A 19553-nucleotide genomic window follows, 5' to 3' on the forward strand; every position below is an offset into this window, starting at 1 on the left:
TCACTTCAAACTCCCTTCTATTGATCAATAGAGCAAATTACATAAGTTAATCACCAGTTCATCTTTAAGCCCGTATATTGGTTTTAACGACTCTTTAGTACATTTATATTGGAGGTATCGATGGATATCAAAAGCTTACTTAACCATGCACTTAAGTCAGATCTCGTAAAACAAGGTACTCAAAAGCTTTCCCAAGGATCTTCGAGTTTAAGTAGTCTTTCTAAAAGCTGTAATAGCAATGACAAGAGTATCAACAAAAACATACTTGGGGCTTTCGGGGCGGGCGCTGTTAGTGGTGGACTCTTAGGTGTGCTAATGGGTTCTAAGAAAACCAAGAAAATGGGCAAGAAAGCGACTGGGATTGGCGGCGCAGCAGCACTGGGCGCTTTGGCTTATAAAGTCTACAATGACTACCAATCCAAACAAGGTCAGACACCCAATGTCGAACAGGCTCAGTTTGATGAAAATGATGCAAATCACAGCGTGCTGATTCTAAGATCGATGATTGCTGCGTCCAAAGCCGATGGTCATATCGATGAAGAGGAGATGGCAAAGATCGAGCAAGCGGTCGAAAATATGGGCGCCGATTATCAACTGACTAAATTGGTGTCTGAAGAGCTGCACAAACCCCTCGCTCCAAGTGAAATTGCTCAGCTCGCTATTTCACCTCAACAAGCGAGTGAGATCTACTTAGCCTCTTTGATTGTGGCTGATGAGCAGAACTTCATGGAGAAATCTTACCTCAAAGAGCTAGCCAAGCAACTCAACCTGGCTGATGAAGTGATTTATCAGCTTGAACAACAAATCTCTGATTAAGCGGTAAATATCAGGCTAATCGATAAGTATCTGGTTAAACAACAAGCTAGCAAAGTGATATATTTAGCATCAACAAATGAGATATTGAGCAAGGACAAATTAACTCTGATCTTCATCAGTTCCACTTTGTTTTTGTCTACCTCTATGTGTATATTGAGATAAGTTATCATTTGGTTAGGTATAAAAATGAAAGTATACGATTGTTGTGATTTGGTGCGTGAACTGTACTCTCAAATTGGCAGTGGCGACCAAGGCTATATCCCTAAAGCGGTTACCTGCGCGGTAAAAACATTAAACGACCTTGCTGCGGATGAGTCTCTTCCTAAAGATGCTCGTGATCGTGCAGCATTTGCTGCGGCAAACCTGCTGATCTCAGATTTCGAGGACTAACATGAACCTCGCTAATTTTGCAAAGATGGATCCAGTGATGTTAATGAGCATCGTCAACATGAAGCTACGTGACGACTTCGGTGGTGATTTGGATCGAGTGGTTAACTTCTACGAAATCGATAAGGCAGCCTTGATCGCTAAACTTGCGTCTGCTGGTTTTGAGTATTTTCCAGAAGCAAAACAGTTTCGATAGTCATTTAAAACAAGCTTTATTTCGAAAGACCAACCTTTGTGTTGGTCTTTTTTGTTTGAGGTACGTAATAGACCAATACCAATACCAATACCAATAAACCTATTATAAATTATCTGTTTGCACCTATACTTTTATATCTTAGAGTCAGCCAACGCTCCTTGAATCAAAGTGTGTTGTTGTATAGGCTACCAAGAACAGCATATAAAACTCATCACTAAATTTGATGATATCGAAGGACTAACAATGAAAAGACTCGGACTATTAGCCGTTATTGCAGCCGCACTTACTGCCGGTTGCTCTTCAAACTCTCAACAAGACAACTTTCGTGAAGCGTCTTTTGAGCTGTGTAATACTGAAGTCGATATCTACTCTGTAAGCCATGATGAGAGAATTCGTATCGTCTGCTCAGATGGTTCTAAATTCGCTTTAAACAGCGAAGATACACTAGAAGTCATGCGTGATATCAACATCGACTACTGTGATGGCGAAGGCTTAGGTAAGTTTAATGAAAGCCGCAGCTACTACTCGTTTAGATGTAAATCAGGCACTTTACTGAGCATCAAAAAGTAAATCCGAGACCAACAAACAACAAACAACAAAGGGTTGATGTACGAACATCAGCCCTTTTTAGTACCTGCCATTGATTCCCCAGATAACTAACCTTCAAATACAAAAAAGGCCCCACAAGGGACCTTTAATACCGTCAATCTATTTTCAAAGTAGTTGTTTGAAATTCTAGAAGAGCATGCGGAGCTTACGGATGTAAATGAGCATACTCGACAACGGCTTTATTACTTTCGAATACAAAAAAGGCCCCTAACAAGGAGCCTCTAATATCAATATTTTTCAAAGTAGTTGTTTGAAATTCTAGGAGAGCACGCGGAGCTTACGGATGTAAGTGAGCATACTCGACAACGGCTTTATTACTTACGAATACAAAAAAGGCCCCTAACAAGGAGCCTCTAATATCAATATTTTTCAAAGTAGTTGTTTGAAATTCTAGGAGAGCACGCGGAGCTTACGGATGTAAGTGAGCATGCTCGACAACGAAGTTCAAATTACTACGAAGAAAAAATTAAGCGTAAACCGGTAGACGCTTACAGATCTCTAATACTTTCGCTTTAGTTGCTTCGATAACAGACTCATCGCCCATGTTATCAAGGATGTCACACATCCAGCCAGCAAGAGCTTTCGCGTCTGCTTCTGAGAAACCGCGACGAGTGATAGAAGGAGAACCGATACGGATACCAGACGTAACGAACGGGCTACGTGGATCGTTTGGTACTGAGTTCTTGTTAACTGTAATGTTAGCTGAACCTAGTGCTGCGTCTGCTTCTTTACCTGTGATGTCTTTGTCGATAAGGTCAACTAGGAACAGGTGGTTCTCTGTAGAACCTGAAACGATGTTGTAACCGCGTGCTAGGAATTCAGCAACCATTGCTTTTGCGTTAGCAACAACGCGAGCTTGGTATTCTTTGAACTCTGGCTCTAGTGCTTCTTTGAACGCTACTGCTTTACCAGCGATAACGTGCATTAAAGGACCACCTTGGCCGCCAGGGAATACTGCTGAGTTTAGCTTTTTGTAAAGATCTTCGCCTTCGTTAGAAAGGATAAGACCACCACGAGGACCAGCAAGCGTTTTGTGCGTTGTTGTTGTAACAACGTGAGCGTGTGGAACTGGGTTTGGATAAACACCGGCAGCGATTAGACCCGCAACGTGAGCCATATCTACGAAGAAGTAAGCACCTACTTTGTCAGCGATTTCACGCATGCGCGCCCAATCACAAACTTGAGAATAAGCTGAGAAACCACCGATGATCATCTTAGGTTTGTGCTCGATTGCGAGAGCTTCCATCTCTTCGTAATCGATTTGGCCAGCTTCATCAATACCGTAAGGGATGATGTTGTAAAGCTTACCAGAGAAGTTTACTGGAGAACCGTGCGTTAGGTGACCACCGTGCGCTAGGCTCATACCTAGAACGGTATCGCCAGCATTCAATAGCGCCATGTATACAGCGTTGTTAGCTTGAGAACCTGAGTGAGGTTGTACGTTCGCGTATTGAGCGCCAAAAAGTTCACATGCACGTTCGATTGCTAGAGTTTCAACTTTATCTACGAACTCACAACCGCCGTAGTAACGCTTACCAGGGTAGCCTTCAGCGTATTTGTTTGTAAGTTGAGAACCTTGAGCTTCCATTACACGTGGGCTTGTGTAGTTTTCTGAAGCGATAAGTTCGATGTGCTCTTCCTGACGAAGAGTTTCTTCTTGGATAGCTGCGAATAGGTCCGCATCGTAATCAGCAATGTTCATGTCACGCTTAAGCATCTGTATCTCCTGACTCAGATTGTACTGAAAGTTTCAAAAAAACCACACAACGACCGAAAGCAAACGTTTCCGTCACCGTTTTGATGTGACGCATTCTACATAATTTGATCTAGGTCATAAAGAGCTAATTGCAATTTTATCATGCAGTTTTTTCATAATCACAAATAAGATTCATCATGGTTATTAAGCTTATCCAACCAAAGATGACGCTTACTGTCAATTTTACGCTTTACACCCTGTAAAACGCAGATTACATAGGTTTACCTTAATTTTGCACCTCAAGCTACCGAAAGCTAAGGTTTTTATCTACTATGCACGCCTTTATTGGTTAGGTAATTATAAAAACGATGGAAAAACACTCACGTAAAGAAGATTGGGTAGCGATTCTTACTGGCACGTTTTTAGTGGCGTTAGGCGTATTCTTTTTACAATCAGCAAACCTGCTTACCGGTGGTACTACAGGCTTGGCTCTGCTTTTGAGTCAATTTACGCCGGTAACCTTTGGTATTTTGTACTTTATTGCTAATTGTCCATTCTACTTATTAGCATGGAAACGATTTGGCCGTCACTTTGCGATTAGCAGTGCCATCTCAGGCGCTTTAGTGTCTGTATTTGCCGATCATTTATATCTAGTGATTTCATTAGACGTACATAATGAAATTTACTGTGCCGTCGCTGGCGGCTTATTAATGGGCTTAGGCATGTTGATTTTGTTTCGTCATCGCTCAAGCTTGGGTGGCTTCAACGTATTATGTTTGTTCATCCAAGACCGCTACGGTATCTCAGTAGGCAAAACCCAAATGGCCATTGATGCCTGTATTCTGTTTGCATCCTTCTTCTTCGTATCGCCTTGGGTAATTACAGTATCTGTATTAGGCACAGCGGTATTGAACATTGTATTAGCCATGAACCATAAGCCAACTCGCTACTCAGTGAACTACGCGTCTTAACTCTTATAACTTGCTCTACGTTGCTAATACCTGATGCTTTCGATTCTAAACTATTTAGGCAGAGACACTATAATCAATACATCACTAAAACAAAAAGGCTTTGGGGAGCACTCCAAAGCCTTTGTTGAAACCTAGATCTCTAGGGGGAACGGAGAATTAGGTTAATTGAAATCGTAACGAGACTAAGCTTCGATCAAGAGGATACGCGTCTCGTAAGGTCGCAGCACTTGATGATGAGACGCAGCTAAACTCTCGCTTACTTGATAATTAGACAACAAGCTTTCAGCCTTCAGCATCTCAAAACGTTCAGGTAAAACACACTCCGCCTCTTCACCATAATAGTTATTAAGACAAACCAAAGTCTGACTATCGCTTTCACGTACATATGCAAAAATAGATGGATGCTCAGGCAATAAATCTTGATAGCTACCACCCGTAATCACTGGTACTTGTTTACGCAACTCAATCAAACTCTTGTAGAAGTAAAATACAGAGTCTTTATCTTCCAATGCTTGTTCGGCGTTGATCTCAATGTAGTTATTCGCAACATCAAGCCATGGCTGAGCTTGTGAAAATCCTGCGTAAGTTTTATCGTTCCATTGCATTGGCGTACGAGAGTTATCACGAGATTTCTGCGCTAAGATCGCCATCATATCTTCATGAGCCACACCATCACGATTAACCATGATATCGTACATATTAGTACTCTCGACATCACGATACTGGCTAATTTCAGTATAGCCAGGGTTGGTCATACCAATCTCTTCACCTTGATAGATATACGGTGTGCCTTGCATCATGTGGACTGACGCAGCAAGCATCTTGGCTGATTCAACGCGATATTGCTGGTCGTTACCCAAGCGGCTCACGACTCTTGGTTGATCGTGGTTACACCAGAATAGTGCGCCCCAACCTTTGCCGTTCAAACCGGTTTGCCAGTGATTGAAGATCGACTTGAGCTGTAAGAAATCAAACGGTGCATTAGTCCACTTCTCACCATTGGTGTAATCGACCTTAAGGTGGTGGAAGTTAAACACCATTGATAGCTCGCTGTTATCAACATTTGAATATTGCTGACAATGTTCCAACGTGGTTGAAGACATCTCGCCGACGGTCACGCTGCCGTATTTCTGGAATACCGCTTCGCTGATCTCTTTCAGGTATTCGTGCACACGTGGACCATCAGTGTAAAAACGACGACCATCACCGATATCATCGTTAGGGAAGTCTTGCTGTTTAGAAATCAGGTTGATCACATCCAAGCGGAAGCCATCAACGCCCTTCTCAGCCCAGAAGCTGATGACGTCTTTCACTTCTTCGCGTACAACCGGGTTCTCCCAGTTAAGGTCGGCCTGCTCTTTCGCGAATAGGTGTAGGAAATACTGCCCCGTCGCTTCATCCATTTCCCATGCATTACCACCGAACTTAGACTGCCAGTTGGTTGGTGCTTGACCGTTTACAGGATCTTTCCAGATGTAGTAGTCGCGGTATGGGCTGTTTTTGTCACCCAGTGCCGACTGAAACCATGCGTGCTCTGTAGAGGTGTGGTTTACAACGATATCCATCACGATACGAATACCACGTTGGTGCGCTTCAGCCAGCAATAAGTCGAAGTCTTCCATGGTGCCGAATTGCGGGTTAATCGCGTAGTAATCTGAAATATCGTAGCCGTTATCGATCATTGGGGATGCGTAAACTGGGGTTAACCAAATTGCATCCACATTTAAGTGTTTAAGATAATCCAGTTTTGAAATGATCCCTTTGATATCGCCAGTACCTTTACTGCCACTATCACAAAAGCTCTTTGGGTAGATTTGATAGATGGTTGCGGTTTTCCACCAACTTTCATCATGCTCAGTCATCGCCATCTCTAACACTCACTTACCAGAAAATATAAAATAAAAATCACCATGTGAATCATGGTTGAATAGCCGTTATAACTAAAAGAAAAAGCTATAACTAAGAGCAAAAGCGATGTCTCACTTTGGAGTCATCGCTTATTTAATGCATTACGCGTTGGCGGTTTCTAGCTCGCCTTTCATCTGTGCTCGTTTATAGAAGAACAGTGTTAACGTAACGGGTAGTACAATCGCCACTAGCATCGCAACTAAGTAAATCGACCAATATTGAGGTTGAATCGATAAGATGCCCGGCAAGCCACCAACACCGATACCATTCGCCATCACACCTGCACTACCACAGATTGCAGCCGCTGCGGCACTGCCGATCATTGCGCTCAACATAGGGAATTTGTATTTAAGGTTGATGCCGTACATCGCAGGTTCCGTTACACCTAGGTAAGCAGAGATTGCTGCTGGTACCGAGATGTCTCGTTCACCTTCACGTTTACTCAAAATAATGATGCCGACAACCGCTGAAGCTTGTGCAATGTTTGATAGTGCAATCAAAGGCCAGATTGGTGTGCCACCTAAGTCTTGCATCAGTTGTAAGTCCACAGCGTTGGTTGTGTGGTGAATACCCGTAATAACCAAAGGTGCGTATAGGAAGCCAAATACCACTGAACCAAGAATCGCGAAGTCACCAGTCATTGCCACTTTAGCCGCGAAAGCCACACCATCACCTAACATACGACCAAATGGGCCAATAAAGGCGTGAGCTAGAATCACAGATAAGATGATCGAGACAAATGGCACAACAACTAGATACAGATAAGAAGGTACAATGCGCTTAAGGTTGCTCTCGATGAAGGCCAAAGCCACACCCGCTAACATCGCAGGGATCACCTGAGCTTGATAACCGACCTTCTCTATCACGAACAAGCCAAAGTCCCATACCTCAGGTACCGATTTACCTATCATGTAAGCGTTCATCAACTGTGGAGAAACCAAGGTGACACCGAGCGTGATACCCAAAATAGGCGTTCCGCCGAGTTTCTTAACCGTTGCCCAACACACACCAACCGGTAGGAAGAAGAAAATAGCTTCGCCAATCAACCATAAGAAAGAGTGAACGGTTGCCCAGAATTGGCTGATCTCAACCAAGGCTTTGCCGTCGAACATGCGAATGTCACCAATCACATTACGGAAACCAAGAATCAAACCACCAGTAATAATGGCAGGCAGCAGTGGTACGAAAATTTCGGCTAAATGGGAGATACCACGCTCAAGGAAGTTCATGTTCTGGCGAGCAGCCAACTTCGCCTCATCTTTTGATGATGCATCTTTACCAGTTTGCTCAATCAAAAGTGCGTACACCTCATCAACTTCGGTGCCAATCACGACTTGGAATTGACCTGCGTTAGTAAAGCAGCCTTTTACCAGTTTAAGCTTCTCTAACTCTGCTTTGTTCGCTTGTTCCGTATCGTTCAATACAAAACGCAGCCGAGTTAGACAATGGCTGACACTCGCAATATTCTCTTTGCCACCGACTAACTCGATAAGACGCGCAACGTCTTGCTTCGCTATCTTACTCATACTACCCCACCCTGGTTTCATTCAATTACTCTTCTAAACCATGCAGCTATAACCACTTCGATTTAGATTGATGGGAACATTCCCAATTACGGTTATTATAATGCCCACATGAATGATAAATTAAAATGGGAACAGTCCCATTAATTGAAAGAGATCACACTCTAATTTTAATCTAAGCGGTTCAATTTCGCTTGATTGAGTGGATTATAGAATCGGAGATTGAGTGTGATGAGAGATCTCTGAATTGCCTAAAAGCTGAGAGATCAATAGATTAGCGGCCAATTTACCTGCAGATTGATACCCAGGATCAATGCTAAATACTCGAGGGAACAAGAAAGAGAGAAGATCATTGCCACCGACACCAGTCACCACCACATCTTCACGTTGTAACTCTTGCAAACGCTTGATTACGCCAAGAGCCAATGTATCACTCGCACAGACAATGGCTTGAGTCGTAGGAACAAGCACCTCATCCACCAACTGATAAGCGCTTTCATGATGAAGTTGACCAGTACGATAGTTCGCAATTGAACCTGTATTTTCACACCACTCGAGATAAGCCTTAAGACGCAGTTCACCGGTTGATTTGTCGCTAGGATCAACGCCAATGAAACCAACCTCAGAGATCCCCTGATCTGCTAAATGCGTTAACGCACTATTGATCACCTGTCGGTTATCATAGTTAATCGACGTCACATTCTCAGTATCCAAAGCAATCACCACCGCTTTGTTTCCCCAAGCTTCAATCGCAGGAATATCACAGTCAGTAAAACCAAACACGATAATACCATCTACATTGCGACGCTTGAGAACCTGAAGGTGTTCGTTAGCTTTATCTCTATCTAGCTGACTTTCCATGATCACGACATCGTAATCCGCTCGATACAATTCTGCCAACATGGTGCTAACTGCTTTGTTTTCAGAGGGAGAATCTAAACGAGAGATGATCACGCCGATGACTTTTTGACTGCCACCGCGCATGGATTGCGCAGACTTTGAAGGCGTGTACCCAGATTCTTGAATTACTCTTTCCACCCTTTCTCGGGTTTCAGGTTTCACTTTTGGATCATTGGTCAGAACACGAGATACGGTTGACTTACCAACACCGGACAGCTTAGCAATATCGAGAATAGTGAGTTTTTTGCTCATAAAAAGTCTAACGTTAAAGGAAAGAGAAGAAAAAGTGAGGGTAGGTTTCCTCACTTAACTGTTTGTAAAATATAGCAGTTCTTACTATGACTTACTTTTGGCAATTACGATAGACCACACGGCCTAGTTCTAGACGTGCGTCGTCACCTTTCGTGCGCAAAGTGATGCTGCTAATCATCTCTGAGGTGCCATCGTCTAGAATGTATTTGGTTCCTGAGCCTGCCGGTACTTGAGTCAATTGGTACTCGTTATCAGGTAAACGCAGTACTGCTTTTTCATTACTAAGGTAAGCCACATCAAACGAGACGTCAGACTCACATTGATAAGTCACGAATTGATTATCAGGGGCTGCTGATTTAGAGCACCCGACCAATGCTACCGTACATAGAGATGCTACCAACATAGCTTTCATACTTCGTTCCTCATCTTTATATAGTCAATGACACTTAGTTTAGACTCAGGTTAGAAAAACCTTAGTGATAAATAGAACGTTTAACCTTTCAAGAAAGCGGGTACGTCTTTAATGCTATCAAGTACTACGCTGGCTAACGCTTCACCTTTTTCAGTGACTGGCTTACCGGTCCTTACCAACACTCTAGTGCCAACACCTGCCGCTTCTGCAGCCATCATATCTTCAGCTTTGTCGCCGATCATGACTGAGTTAGCCATATCAATCTTAAGAAAGTCACGAGCAGAAATGAACATACCTGGTTTTGGTTTACGGCACTCACAATCTTGCTTGTAGTCGCCTAAGCCTTGTTCAGCATGATGCGGACAGTAATAGATGCCATCAAGCTCAACGCCGTTATCAACAAAGTTCCAATCCATCCACTGCGTTAAAGAAAGAAAACGGTCTTCGCTAAACATACCACGAGCAATGCCTGACTGGTTGGTCACTAGCACCAATAAATAGCCCATATCTTTAAACGCTTTCGCCGCTTCAAACACACCATCGATGTATTCAAAGTCATGCTCATCATGTACGTAGCCATGATCAACGTTAATCACACCATCACGATCTAAAAAAACAGCAGGTTTAGACAAAATTTTGTTCTCTATCAACTCTCTATTAATCATTAATTATTACACGCTTTATTTGCTTCATCACTATCTATTTAGTTTTGCGTTCGTTAACGATTTGTTTCCAGCTTAGCCATACAATCGGCGTTTAGCCATCTAGACGTAAAAATATCTATTGACTTAGATCATAGAACACCATAGCATCGTCTGTAAATCGAGCGAGCTATCGACATATTATTCTGTTCTACCGGCACGGGTTTCTCTATGATTAAAGTGAATCAAGTCAATAAGATTTTTTATCAAGGCACTAAAGAAATCAATGCCTTAATTGATATCAACCTCCATATTCCTCAAGGTCAAATCTTTGGAGTCATCGGCTCTTCAGGTGCAGGCAAAAGTACTCTTATCCGCTGTGTAAACATGTTGGAAGCCCCAACGTCGGGTGAAGTGATTGTTGACGGAATCGACCTGACAAAACTCAACAAATCAGAACTTAGCGTAGCACGTCGTAACATCGGCATGATATTCCAGCACTTCAACTTGCTGTCTTCTCGCACTGTATTTAACAATGTAGCACTGCCTTTAGAACTTGCAGGTAAAGATAAAGCAGCAATTGAAGCAAAAGTCAGTGAGCTACTTGAGTTGGTTGGTCTTGCTGATAAGCGCGATACCTACCCTGCAAACCTAAGTGGTGGTCAAAAGCAGCGTGTCGCGATTGCTCGCGCACTGGCATCTGACCCAAAAGTACTGCTTTGTGATGAGGCGACCAGTGCTTTGGATCCAGCCACGACTCAATCTATCCTTGAGCTACTGCGTGAAATCAACCGTAAATTAAGCATCACTATTTTACTGATTACTCACGAAATGGACGTGGTTAAAAGCATTTGTCACGAAGTCGCAATCATCGGCGGCGGCGAACTAGTAGAAAAAGGGACCGTAGGTGAAATATTTGCTCACCCTAAAACAGAGCTAGCACATCAGTTTATTCGCTCAACACTGGACCTGACGATTCCTGAAGATTACCAAGCGCGTTTACATGAGACTCGAGTAAACAGCAGTTACCCATTGGTACGTCTTGAGTTTACAGGAGCAACCGTTGATGCACCGTTAATGACGCAAATCGCTCGTAAATTCAATATCGATGTTAGCATCCTAAGCTCAGATCTTGATTACGCTGGCGGCGTAAAGTTCGGCATGATGGTAGCTGAACTGTTCGGTAATGAAGCAGATGATAATGCTGCTATACAATTCCTACGCGACAACAATGTAAAAGTAGAGGTGCTTGGTTATGTCCTTTAGTTTCAACGAGATTGCTGACTGGATCAGCCTTAACGGTAACCTTCTACTAGGCGCAACAGGCGAAACGCTTTACATGGTTGCAGTCGCAGGCATCGTTGGCTTTGCCGTCGGTATCCCATTAGGCGTGATTCTACACACGACTAAAAAAGGTGGTTTGCTAGAGAACACCAAACTAAACAAAATTTTGGGTGCGGTTGTGAACGTAGGTCGTTCAGTGCCTTTCTTAGTGTTGATGGTTGCTATTATCCCACTGACTAAGATGCTGATTGGTACCTTCATCGGAACAACAGCAGCGATTGTTCCACTGACGATCGGCGCTATACCTTTTGTTGCTAGACTTATCGAAAGTGCACTACTTGAAGTGCCCACAGGTCTAGTGGAAGCCGCTCAGTCCATGGGCGCAACACCGACTCAAATCATCAACAAGGTTCTGCTTCCAGAAGCACTACCGACTATCATCAACTCAGTAACGATTACACTCGTGACTCTGGTGAGCTATTCAGCAATGGCCGGTACTGTAGGTGGCGGCGGTCTAGGTGATGTCGCGATTCGTTACGGATTTCACCGTTACGATGTGACCATCATGGCAGTGACAGTAGTGATGTTGATTGTGCTTGTACAAATTATTCAATCAATCGGTGATTCATTAGTTCGCCGCGTTGACCACAGATAAAGGCTCACGATTAAAGATTAGAGTCATCGAAACCAAATTAGATAGATTTATTAAAAGGAGATTATTATGAAATTTAACCTTAAAGGTTTACTTACTATCGCAGCAGCGGCATCAGCGTTAGTACTAGCAGGTTGTGGCGATAAAGAAGTGGATACTTCTAAAGTAAAAGTTGGCGTAATGGCAGGTGCAGAAGCACAAGTTGCTGAAGTTGCAGCTAAAGTGGCGAAAGAAAAGTACGGACTAGATGTTGAACTAGTGACTTTCACAGATTACGTAACACCAAATGCAGCTCTAGATGACGGCTCTATCGACATCAATGCATTCCAACACGCACCGTATCTAGATCAGCAAGTTGCTGACCGTGGCTACAAACTGACTATCGCTGGTAACACGTTTGTTTACCCAATCGCGGGTTACTCTAAAGAAGTGAAATCTGTTGACGAAATCCAAGACGGCGCGCGCATTGCTGTACCAAACGATCCAACTAACCTAGGTCGTTCTCTGCTGCTTCTTGAGCAACAAGGTCTACTTGAGCTTCGTGAAGGTGCAGGCCTTCTAGCGACAGTTCGTGACATCGTTAAGAACCCTAAGAATCTTACAATTGTTGAACTAGACGCAGCACAACTGCCGCGTTCTCTTGATGATGTAGCTTTGTCTATCATCAACACAACTTACGCAAGTTCTATCAACCTGACTCCACAAAAAGATGGTGTATTCGTTGAAGACAAAGACTCTCCTTACGTGAATCTAATCGTTTCTCGTGAAGACAATCTAAACGCAGAAAACGTACAAAACTTCGTTAAAGCTTACCAAACTGAAGAAGTGTACAACGCAGCTTCTGACATCTTCCAAGGTGGTGTGGTTAAAGGTTGGTAATCAACTAAACTACAGCGCGGTATAGATACCCGAAGGGCTGATATAACATCAGCCCCTTTTTATTGGTTACGATTTACAAGAAAATTCGACTTACCACCAAGCTTCCACTTGCATGCCAACACTCATTTCACTGTTCTTACCTTCACCGAAAGCATTATCATTTTCAGCATCATTTAGGTAAGTCGCAAAGATACGAAATTCAGGACGTGACCAGAAACCCACTTGCGGTACCCAAGCTTGAGCGACAGTGAACTTGCCGCCCGCGCCGTCTTGGTTATCAATAGTTTCAACAAAGCCACCAATTTCAAGAATGGTACGCATGCGCTTGTCCCACTTATAAAGCGGTCGTATTACTGCACTGAACGACTCATCATCACTGTTATTCGCACCAACCCCCGATGACGCGGCATAACGAACCGTGTGGCCAAATTCGATGTTCTCACCGATAGCAAGCACACCCCAGTTAATCAATCGAAAGCCGTCAGCATCATTGTTGTTTGCATCACGAACAATGCCCTTACCTGTACCAAAGGTTGTCATCTGCTCTGCATAACCAGAGTTAGCAACTTGAAGAATGGTTTTGTTGAAGCCACCCGCTAGGTTTTGATTTAGGCTGGCCGTCAGCATCACACTATCATCCGCGTCCACCGTTTGACCCTGCTTTTCATTGGCGAAGTTCATATCAATACCGACCTCAAGATCCGCATTGTTCCACAATGGAATACCCGCATAACGTATATCAGCAATCATGGCTGTGGTCTCTTTGCCATCAAACACATCGCCCGTAACCGTGTCTTGAATCAAAGCCACCGATAATTTACCAGGGCCCATATTGATGTGTTCAACACCAGCACCAATACCACTTACATCCCAGTAGTAATTATCAACGATGTGTACATCATGGCGTTGGTAGTAGCGCTCACCGGCCCAAATACCAATACCTTTATCTTCAAAAAGCCCTACAGCTTGAACATTGAGTTGAACTACATCCACGCTTTTATCCGCAGCGTTCTCATCTTGGCCTTGCCAGTACGACAACATGGAATCAACTAAAAATGAAACGTCGTCCTCTGCATACACTTCTTTTCTAAAACCAAACTCGCCATATAGGTCATTTTCGTTGCCGAGTCGGCCTACTTTACTCACCTCCCATTTGCTATTTGAACCGCCTTCATTACTCAAGCCAACCCCCGCGCATGTAGCCATTAAACTCCAATGGTGTGGTTTCGTCAGCGTATAAATTAGGTGCAAGTAAGACAGTAGAGAGTGCAGCAGCAATAGGTAACAGTTTCATCGTCCATTCCTTTCAGATCTTGAATCAGATTATTTTATTATAAATGGGAACATTCCCATGGGATCGATCCCATTTATATTGGGAAGAATATAAATTGAAAGAGAACTGATTGATTATTGTGATCAGGCTAACTATTGAGATGACTGAAAGTTGATGGGTGTAGGATTATTTAAATGAATACATTGGCACTACAGAAAGAGCTGAATATCACGCTCTGCTCGTATTAAAAGGAGAAAGAGATAAACAATGAGGAGTAAGAAAAATAGAGCTAAGGTAAGTCATGAGGCCACAGTACCGAACATGAAGCAAGGTACTGAATTTTTAATATAGAAATGATAAAAATGAATATCGGAGCACTTAATTAGCACTCCGACACCTAAAATATGACGCTTAAATATACACTAGAAGGTTACTTTAGGTGATCCCAAGAGATGTTTGACACCAGTCGGCAGTCATCACACTTGAAATAGAAAATATCGTGGATCGGTGCATCTAGCAGCCATTCACCACCACACTGCGGGCATTTCCGCTCTTTCTCGGCCTTTAAACTAATGCCCCCCACACGGTACAAGTAGTAATAAGTTGGGATCTTCGTGAGATATTCAATGCGCCCTCTCAAGCCCCAACCGCGTTTGAACAATACGCTTTTGGTATCACTGATCTCCGCTAGCGTTGCGTGTTCTGCACGGCAACCACCGCCCATTTGTACTTCATCACAAGCTTGCCATTCTGTCTGCCATTTCAGTACGGCTTTATGGTCACCATTGAATGTTGGTGGGTTGCGATATAAAGGGATTGGCAGCAAGCTATCACCACTGCGCAGCGGCGAACAGGTATGAACGAATGTCGTGTATAACACCTGCCAACTTGGCGTTTCATCTTCTGCAACTTCTTCGGAATTAAGATCTCGACCCAACAAACGCATTTTAGGCGCAAGAAGGCTCGCGTTAGACAAGCGCTCAAAACACACTTTTACGAAGTCTGAGTGATTACGCGGATGTAAACTGTCTTGCTCAGGACACACAACGCGAACATAGAATTCACCGTCGCCCATCACGATTGGAAACTCACGACCTAACACTTGTCCGTTATAACGAAGTGCATCCATCAAGCCATTAACCGCCTTATCGACAGCGCTGACCGTTGTGTTATCAAAACACTCAAATTGAAGCTCTAATACGTACATCTATTTATACCGCAGGTTGTAGCTTGTCTAAGAATTCTGCCAATGTCTCGGCCAATACATCACGATTTTTAGTGCCTAAGCGTTCTAGAATCACGTTACCCGTTAAGTTACAGATAGAGATAACATCCAGTTCAGCGTCTGTTGCAGCAATAAATACGGTCGGCTTAAGTTTTAAACGGCGTTGAGTCACAAGGTGACCCAGAATATTCTCTTGTAGGCATTCGAAGTCTTCATCACTCCAAATCTGCAATAGAGTCAATTCATTGCCATCAAACGTCGCGTTCATATCAGCACTGTATTGCGCACCATAGAAGGTTTTGATGTCTTCATGCAGGGTTAATTCAATGCCAGTTTCAACATTGGTAAAATCAGCAAATTGCTCACGTGGATAGCTTTTCCATAACACGACGTAGCCACTCTTTTCTTCTACGCATGGCGATACGATATCCACAAGCTCCTCGTTACGGGGTAAGCTCTGGTGTTGCTTTTGCCACGTATCAACGTATCGCTGACTAAAAGAAAACAGTGCGTCTTGAGCACGTTGAGTCATGAAAATCTCCTAAACACAAAATAATAAATAGAATCCGAGCCCTTTCCGCACCGATTAAGCGATGACTTAATGACAGGGTAATGGGGATTCAGTAAAATCGATCCCATTCTAATCGAATTTGAAACGAAAGTATGAGCAAATATTCTGACGCAAAAGAGCTAGCGGGTTTAACCCTAGGCCAAAAAACTGAGTACTCTAACCAATACGATGCAAGTTTATTGCAACCAGTACCTCGTAGCCTGAATCGTGATGATCTTGCGCTAAACGGCGAGCTGCCTTTTGTTGGTCATGATATTTGGACGATGTACGAGCTTTCATGGCTTAACACCAATGGCCTGCCACAAGTGGCTGTCGGTGAAGTTTTCATCCCAGCAACTAGCCCAAATTTAATTGAATCAAAATCTTTCAAGCTTTATTTGAACAGCTACAACCAGACTCAATTCGAAAACTGGGACCAAGTCACTGAACGTCTTACTCAAGATTTGTCTGCATGTGCAGGCGAAACGGTGATTGTAAATGTAAATTCAGTAACGGATTACACCAACCAGCCTATCGTGACGATGGAAGGCGATTGTATCGACAATCAAAACATCCAAATCAACAGCTACGATTTTGAAGCGTCACTGCTAGAAGGAGCTGCTAGCGAGCAAAATGTTGAGGAAACACTGCACAGCCACCTATTGAAGTCGAACTGTTTAATCACCAATCAACCCGATTGGGGCAGCGTTGAGATCGCATATTCAGGTAAGCAAATTGACCGTGAAGCACTGCTGCGCTATTTAGTTTCTTTCCGTGAACACAACGAGTTCCACGAACAATGTGTTGAACGTATCTTTACGGATATCATGAAATACTGCGCACCATCGAAACTCACCGTATTTGCACGTTACACGCGTCGTGGTGGCTTGGATATCAATCCATACCGTTCAACAGAGCAAGATAGACCAAGCCACAATAAGCGTATGGCCCGCCAGTAATTAGGCTGGAACCACCCACACTTATTTGAACCTACCCAATCTTTAAAGGGATATTGAAATGCGTTGGTTATACGTTTTTAGCCTATTTATTTTAAGCTTAAGCACATCGGTTAATGCGTCGGTTTATTCTTCGGCGCTGCTTAATGAAGCCAATAACTTGGTTGAGATAGAGCCGAGCCAAGCAAAACAAATGGCGAACAGCTACCTAACGCTACGTATCCTTTCAGACCAAAGCGAGAAAAGCCCATCGGCTATTTCTCGCGAAGAGACAGACTCTTCGATCAGAACCCCAAACAGCAGTATTGATGCCTACAAGATATTAGCGAAAGCAGAATACAACCTTGGTAATATTCATATTGCGATTCAACATATCGACAAAGCATTTGAGCTTGCGAAAACCTATAAGCTTGAGTACCTAAAACTGGATCTTGAGATCCTAAAAGTACGCTTACTTTGGCTGAGTGACAGGAAATCAGCCAAAGCAAAAACAGAGCTGGCGAGTATCGAAGCAAACCTAGAATCGGTGAATAAAACCTTGCGTTTAACAGAAGGTATTACCTATCGTTTGATCATGCTGAAAGCTGATATTGCCTCTTATGACAATAAGGTCGATGAAGCCGAGAAGTTCTACCAAGAAGCGAAAACCTACCTCGATCAGCGTTACTCAGAAAAAGTGACTATCGACTACCACATCGCGGTCGGTGAATTTTATCTAACCCATAAAGAGTACAACCACGCACTATCTGAGTTGTTGTATGGCTACTGGAAATCCGTAGAAGGTAATCTGAGCTCACGCTTAGCAAAAGTAAACCGCCTGCTTGCTCAGCTTTTCTTTGAACGCCAAGTGTTAGATAAAGCTCTCGAGCACTTATCTCAAGCTGCTGATTTCTATGATAACTTTGAAAACTCACCTGTTTTAGCACAAGTGCTTAAAAAAATGGGTGATGTATACTTCTTTCAAGGAAAATATAACCTTGCGTTAGTGCATTTCTTCAACGTTTTGGACCATGAAAGCACCGACCGAGATATCCAACAAGTCATTGATATTCGTCTGAGTTTATCAGCTACCTACTTACGCCTTTATAACTACCCTCTTGCAGAACAATACCTAACACGCGCTCTTGAGCTGTTGGAGTACACAGATATTCCAAAACTGGAAGGCCGCGCTGCGCTGCTGTCGGCAGGGTTAGCTTATCATCTACAAGAGAGCGATGACGTAATCAAGCATGCGACACGTGCACTTGAAATTTCACGTCAGATAGAAAATATGCACCTGTCACAGCGTTCGTATTACTTACTGTCCTTAGGCTATGAACAAGCAGGTCGTCCTCAACAAGCATTAGCGAATCTCAAGCAGTACAACAGTTTAGTTTCTTTAGAGCAGCAAAAACTAAATCGTGTAGGTGAGGATGCATTCCGTCAGCAGAAAGAGTTTGCTGAACAAACTTTGCACTACGCTGGTCAAGCGCAAGAATTAGAAAGGTATAAGTTAGAGCATCGTAAATTCCAAAAGATATCCTTCGCCCTATTTCTGTTCAGCATCGTCCTATTCTTCTTTGTACTACGCAGAGGCTACCTCATCCAAACCTTAGCTAAAGAAGTGGATTCGCTGCGTACTGATCTTTTTACGCACTCACGTTCAAAGCTTCCGAACCTAAGAATGCTCAATGCTAAGCTCTCAAATTCGTTAGAGCAAACCAGCCAAACCTTCGAGCAATGGCAGCTTGGGGAGTTGATTTATGAACCATTAAACGACCGCTTACGCTTCGTTATGATTGACTTACCTTTCCTGCGCAACATGTATACGCAAAATGGTTATAAAGCGGGCTTAGAGCTCGAAGATGCTTTCGGTGATTTCTTAAAATCAAAACTGGAAGGCCCAGCTCGCGTCTATCATTTCTCAGATGCGAACTTGCTTTATATAGAGCCAAATTCAGATCGTGATTCATCACCAGAAGCGATGTTCCTAAAGATTCAATCGTGGGTAAATGACTTCGAGCCAGAACGTAATATCAACCGAACGATTCGAATGGGCATCGCTGACTACCCGTTTTTACCACGAGCTTACACCGCTATTAATGACCAAGAGCTATTAGATGTATTGTTGATGTCGACCAACCTAGCGCGTGAAATCAGCTTGAAAGAACGCACTAGCCAATGGGTATACCTCAAAGCTATCGATAACGCACCAGCGGCAAGCCTTGCAACTGGTAACATACGAGAAGCTTGTAAACATGCCATTAATCAAGGGTTAATAAAAATACAATCGTCGTACCAGAATGAGGACAACATCAAAAAAATGCTAAAAGATGACTGAATTGCGAGCGGTTAAGACTTGCAAGTCGTGACCTTATTTTTAGTTTTGTTATTATCGATGCAACGGAATTTCATCTAAATGATCGTGATCGATCTACGCGGCG

General features: G+C 43.3%; 18 protein-coding genes and 1 pseudogene. 10 read left to right on the forward strand and 9 right to left on the reverse strand.

The window, feature by feature from the left end; all coding sequences use genetic code 11:
- Positions 1-120 precede the first annotated feature (120 nt).
- The 4 genes from ACFI6G_RS09390 (at position 121) to ACFI6G_RS09405 (ending at position 1969) form a co-directional block, all read left to right on the forward strand.
- The gene (locus ACFI6G_RS09390) at positions 121-816 is read left to right on the forward strand and encodes a tellurite resistance TerB family protein (RefSeq protein WP_065101117.1); all 696 of its coding nucleotides are present in this window, start codon (positions 121-123) and stop codon (positions 814-816) included.
- Between the two features lie 186 nt (positions 817-1002).
- Entirely contained in the window at positions 1003-1206 is a 204-nt protein-coding gene (locus ACFI6G_RS09395) for a YaeP family protein (RefSeq protein ID WP_016767591.1), read from the forward strand.
- Between the two features lies 1 nt (position 1207).
- On the forward strand, positions 1208-1399 hold the full coding sequence (locus ACFI6G_RS09400) for a DUF4250 domain-containing protein (RefSeq protein WP_016767592.1): 192 nt from the start codon (positions 1208-1210) through the stop codon (positions 1397-1399).
- 243 nt (positions 1400-1642) lie between these two features.
- Positions 1643-1969: a hypothetical protein gene (locus ACFI6G_RS09405; RefSeq protein ID WP_010436435.1), complete on the forward strand. Its 327-nt coding sequence runs from the start codon at positions 1643-1645 to the stop codon at positions 1967-1969.
- Between the two features lie 505 nt (positions 1970-2474).
- On the opposite strand, the gene glyA is transcribed toward ACFI6G_RS09405, so the two are convergent.
- Entirely contained in the window at positions 2475-3725 is a 1251-nt protein-coding gene (glyA, locus tag ACFI6G_RS09410; RefSeq protein ID WP_010436432.1) for a serine hydroxymethyltransferase, read from the reverse strand.
- A gap of 347 nt (positions 3726-4072) precedes the next feature.
- On the opposite strand from glyA, the gene ACFI6G_RS09415 reads away from it, so the two are divergent.
- Entirely contained in the window at positions 4073-4675 is a 603-nt protein-coding gene (locus tag ACFI6G_RS09415; protein ID WP_016791316.1) for a YitT family protein, read from the forward strand.
- A gap of 182 nt (positions 4676-4857) precedes the next feature.
- Here the strand turns inward: ACFI6G_RS09415 and treC are convergent, their stop codons facing one another.
- The 5 genes from treC to gmhB form a co-directional block, all read right to left on the reverse strand.
- Complete coding sequence (treC, locus tag ACFI6G_RS09420) at positions 4858-6543, reverse strand: alpha,alpha-phosphotrehalase (RefSeq protein WP_016784985.1); 1686 nt, start codon at positions 6541-6543, stop codon at positions 4858-4860.
- A gap of 141 nt (positions 6544-6684) precedes the next feature.
- Positions 6685-8109, reverse strand: a complete 1425-nt coding sequence (gene treB / locus ACFI6G_RS09425) for a PTS trehalose transporter subunit IIBC (protein WP_016784983.1) — start codon at positions 8107-8109, stop codon at positions 6685-6687.
- Between the two features lie 204 nt (positions 8110-8313).
- Complete coding sequence (gene treR / locus ACFI6G_RS09430; RefSeq protein WP_016787758.1) at positions 8314-9258, reverse strand: trehalose operon repressor TreR; 945 nt, start codon at positions 9256-9258, stop codon at positions 8314-8316.
- A 91-nt stretch (positions 9259-9349) separates the two neighbouring features.
- Positions 9350-9670 (reverse strand): MliC family protein, encoded by a 321-nt coding sequence (locus ACFI6G_RS09435; protein ID WP_462710255.1) that lies wholly within the window; start codon positions 9668-9670, stop codon positions 9350-9352.
- Between the two features lie 80 nt (positions 9671-9750).
- Positions 9751-10302 (reverse strand): D-glycero-beta-D-manno-heptose 1,7-bisphosphate 7-phosphatase, encoded by a 552-nt coding sequence (gene gmhB / locus ACFI6G_RS09440; RefSeq protein ID WP_032544876.1) that lies wholly within the window; start codon positions 10300-10302, stop codon positions 9751-9753.
- Positions 10303-10542: 240 nt separating this feature from the next.
- On the opposite strand from gmhB, the gene metN reads away from it, so the two are divergent.
- The 3 genes from metN (at position 10543) to ACFI6G_RS09455 (ending at position 13126) form a co-directional block, all read left to right on the forward strand.
- The gene (gene metN, locus ACFI6G_RS09445; protein WP_372035349.1) at positions 10543-11577 is read left to right on the forward strand and encodes a methionine ABC transporter ATP-binding protein MetN; all 1035 of its coding nucleotides are present in this window, start codon (positions 10543-10545) and stop codon (positions 11575-11577) included.
- Entirely contained in the window at positions 11567-12250 is a 684-nt protein-coding gene (locus tag ACFI6G_RS09450; RefSeq protein WP_004734372.1) for a methionine ABC transporter permease, read from the forward strand. Before metN ends, ACFI6G_RS09450 begins: the two co-directional genes overlap by 11 nt.
- A 66-nt stretch (positions 12251-12316) precedes the next feature.
- A complete protein-coding gene (locus tag ACFI6G_RS09455; RefSeq protein ID WP_010436416.1) occupies positions 12317-13126 on the forward strand; it encodes a MetQ/NlpA family lipoprotein in 810 nt (269 codons plus the stop codon).
- Positions 13127-13216: 90 nt separating this feature from the next.
- Here ACFI6G_RS09455 and ACFI6G_RS09460 read toward each other — a convergent pair.
- The 3 genes and pseudogenes from ACFI6G_RS09460 to syd all read right to left on the reverse strand — a co-directional run bounded on the left by ACFI6G_RS09460 (position 13217) and on the right by syd (position 16156).
- Positions 13217-14420, reverse strand: a pseudogene (locus ACFI6G_RS09460) (carbohydrate porin).
- A gap of 409 nt (positions 14421-14829) precedes the next feature.
- Positions 14830-15606 carry a Zn-ribbon-containing protein gene (locus ACFI6G_RS09465; RefSeq protein WP_010436409.1) on the reverse strand — a complete coding sequence of 259 codons (777 nt, stop codon included), beginning with the start codon at positions 15604-15606 and terminating at the stop codon, positions 14830-14832.
- 4 nt (positions 15607-15610) lie between these two features.
- Positions 15611-16156 (reverse strand): SecY-interacting protein, encoded by a 546-nt coding sequence (gene syd / locus ACFI6G_RS09470; protein WP_462710256.1) that lies wholly within the window; start codon positions 16154-16156, stop codon positions 15611-15613.
- A gap of 131 nt (positions 16157-16287) precedes the next feature.
- On the opposite strand from syd, the gene queF reads away from it, so the two are divergent.
- Together queF and ACFI6G_RS09480 are read left to right on the forward strand one after the other, a co-directional pair.
- The gene (queF, locus tag ACFI6G_RS09475) at positions 16288-17133 is read left to right on the forward strand and encodes an NADPH-dependent 7-cyano-7-deazaguanine reductase QueF (protein ID WP_016767598.1); all 846 of its coding nucleotides are present in this window, start codon (positions 16288-16290) and stop codon (positions 17131-17133) included.
- A 58-nt stretch (positions 17134-17191) separates the two neighbouring features.
- The gene (locus ACFI6G_RS09480) at positions 17192-19450 is read left to right on the forward strand and encodes a tetratricopeptide repeat protein (protein ID WP_010436402.1); all 2259 of its coding nucleotides are present in this window, start codon (positions 17192-17194) and stop codon (positions 19448-19450) included.
- Positions 19451-19553: the final 103 nt, after the last annotated feature.

Source organism: Vibrio sp. PSi01 (assembly GCF_054960695.1).

Excerpts from the sequence above, each read along its gene's own strand:
- ACFI6G_RS09390 (WP_065101117.1), top strand. The coding sequence starts at position 121 with ATGGATATCAAAAGCTTACTTAACCATGCACTTAAGTCAGATCTCGTA.
- ACFI6G_RS09395 (WP_016767591.1), top strand. The coding sequence starts at position 1,003 with ATGAAAGTATACGATTGTTGTGATTTGGTGCGTGAACTGTACTCTCAA.
- ACFI6G_RS09400 (WP_016767592.1), top strand. The coding sequence starts at position 1,208 with ATGAACCTCGCTAATTTTGCAAAGATGGATCCAGTGATGTTAATGAGC.
- ACFI6G_RS09405 (WP_010436435.1), top strand. The coding sequence starts at position 1,643 with ATGAAAAGACTCGGACTATTAGCCGTTATTGCAGCCGCACTTACTGCC.
- glyA (WP_010436432.1), bottom strand. The coding sequence starts at position 3,725 with ATGCTTAAGCGTGACATGAACATTGCTGATTACGATGCGGACCTATTC.
- ACFI6G_RS09415 (WP_016791316.1), top strand. The coding sequence starts at position 4,073 with ATGGAAAAACACTCACGTAAAGAAGATTGGGTAGCGATTCTTACTGGC.
- treC (WP_016784985.1), bottom strand. The coding sequence starts at position 6,543 with ATGGCGATGACTGAGCATGATGAAAGTTGGTGGAAAACCGCAACCATC.
- treB (WP_016784983.1), bottom strand. The coding sequence starts at position 8,109 with ATGAGTAAGATAGCGAAGCAAGACGTTGCGCGTCTTATCGAGTTAGTC.
- treR (WP_016787758.1), bottom strand. The coding sequence starts at position 9,258 with ATGAGCAAAAAACTCACTATTCTCGATATTGCTAAGCTGTCCGGTGTT.
- ACFI6G_RS09435 (WP_462710255.1), bottom strand. The coding sequence starts at position 9,670 with ATGAAAGCTATGTTGGTAGCATCTCTATGTACGGTAGCATTGGTCGGG.
- metN (WP_372035349.1), top strand. The coding sequence starts at position 10,543 with ATGATTAAAGTGAATCAAGTCAATAAGATTTTTTATCAAGGCACTAAA.
- ACFI6G_RS09450 (WP_004734372.1), top strand. The coding sequence starts at position 11,567 with ATGTCCTTTAGTTTCAACGAGATTGCTGACTGGATCAGCCTTAACGGT.
- ACFI6G_RS09455 (WP_010436416.1), top strand. The coding sequence starts at position 12,317 with ATGAAATTTAACCTTAAAGGTTTACTTACTATCGCAGCAGCGGCATCA.
- ACFI6G_RS09465 (WP_010436409.1), bottom strand. The coding sequence starts at position 15,606 with ATGTACGTATTAGAGCTTCAATTTGAGTGTTTTGATAACACAACGGTC.
- syd (WP_462710256.1), bottom strand. The coding sequence starts at position 16,156 with ATGACTCAACGTGCTCAAGACGCACTGTTTTCTTTTAGTCAGCGATAC.
- queF (WP_016767598.1), top strand. The coding sequence starts at position 16,288 with ATGAGCAAATATTCTGACGCAAAAGAGCTAGCGGGTTTAACCCTAGGC.
- ACFI6G_RS09480 (WP_010436402.1), top strand. The coding sequence starts at position 17,192 with ATGCGTTGGTTATACGTTTTTAGCCTATTTATTTTAAGCTTAAGCACA.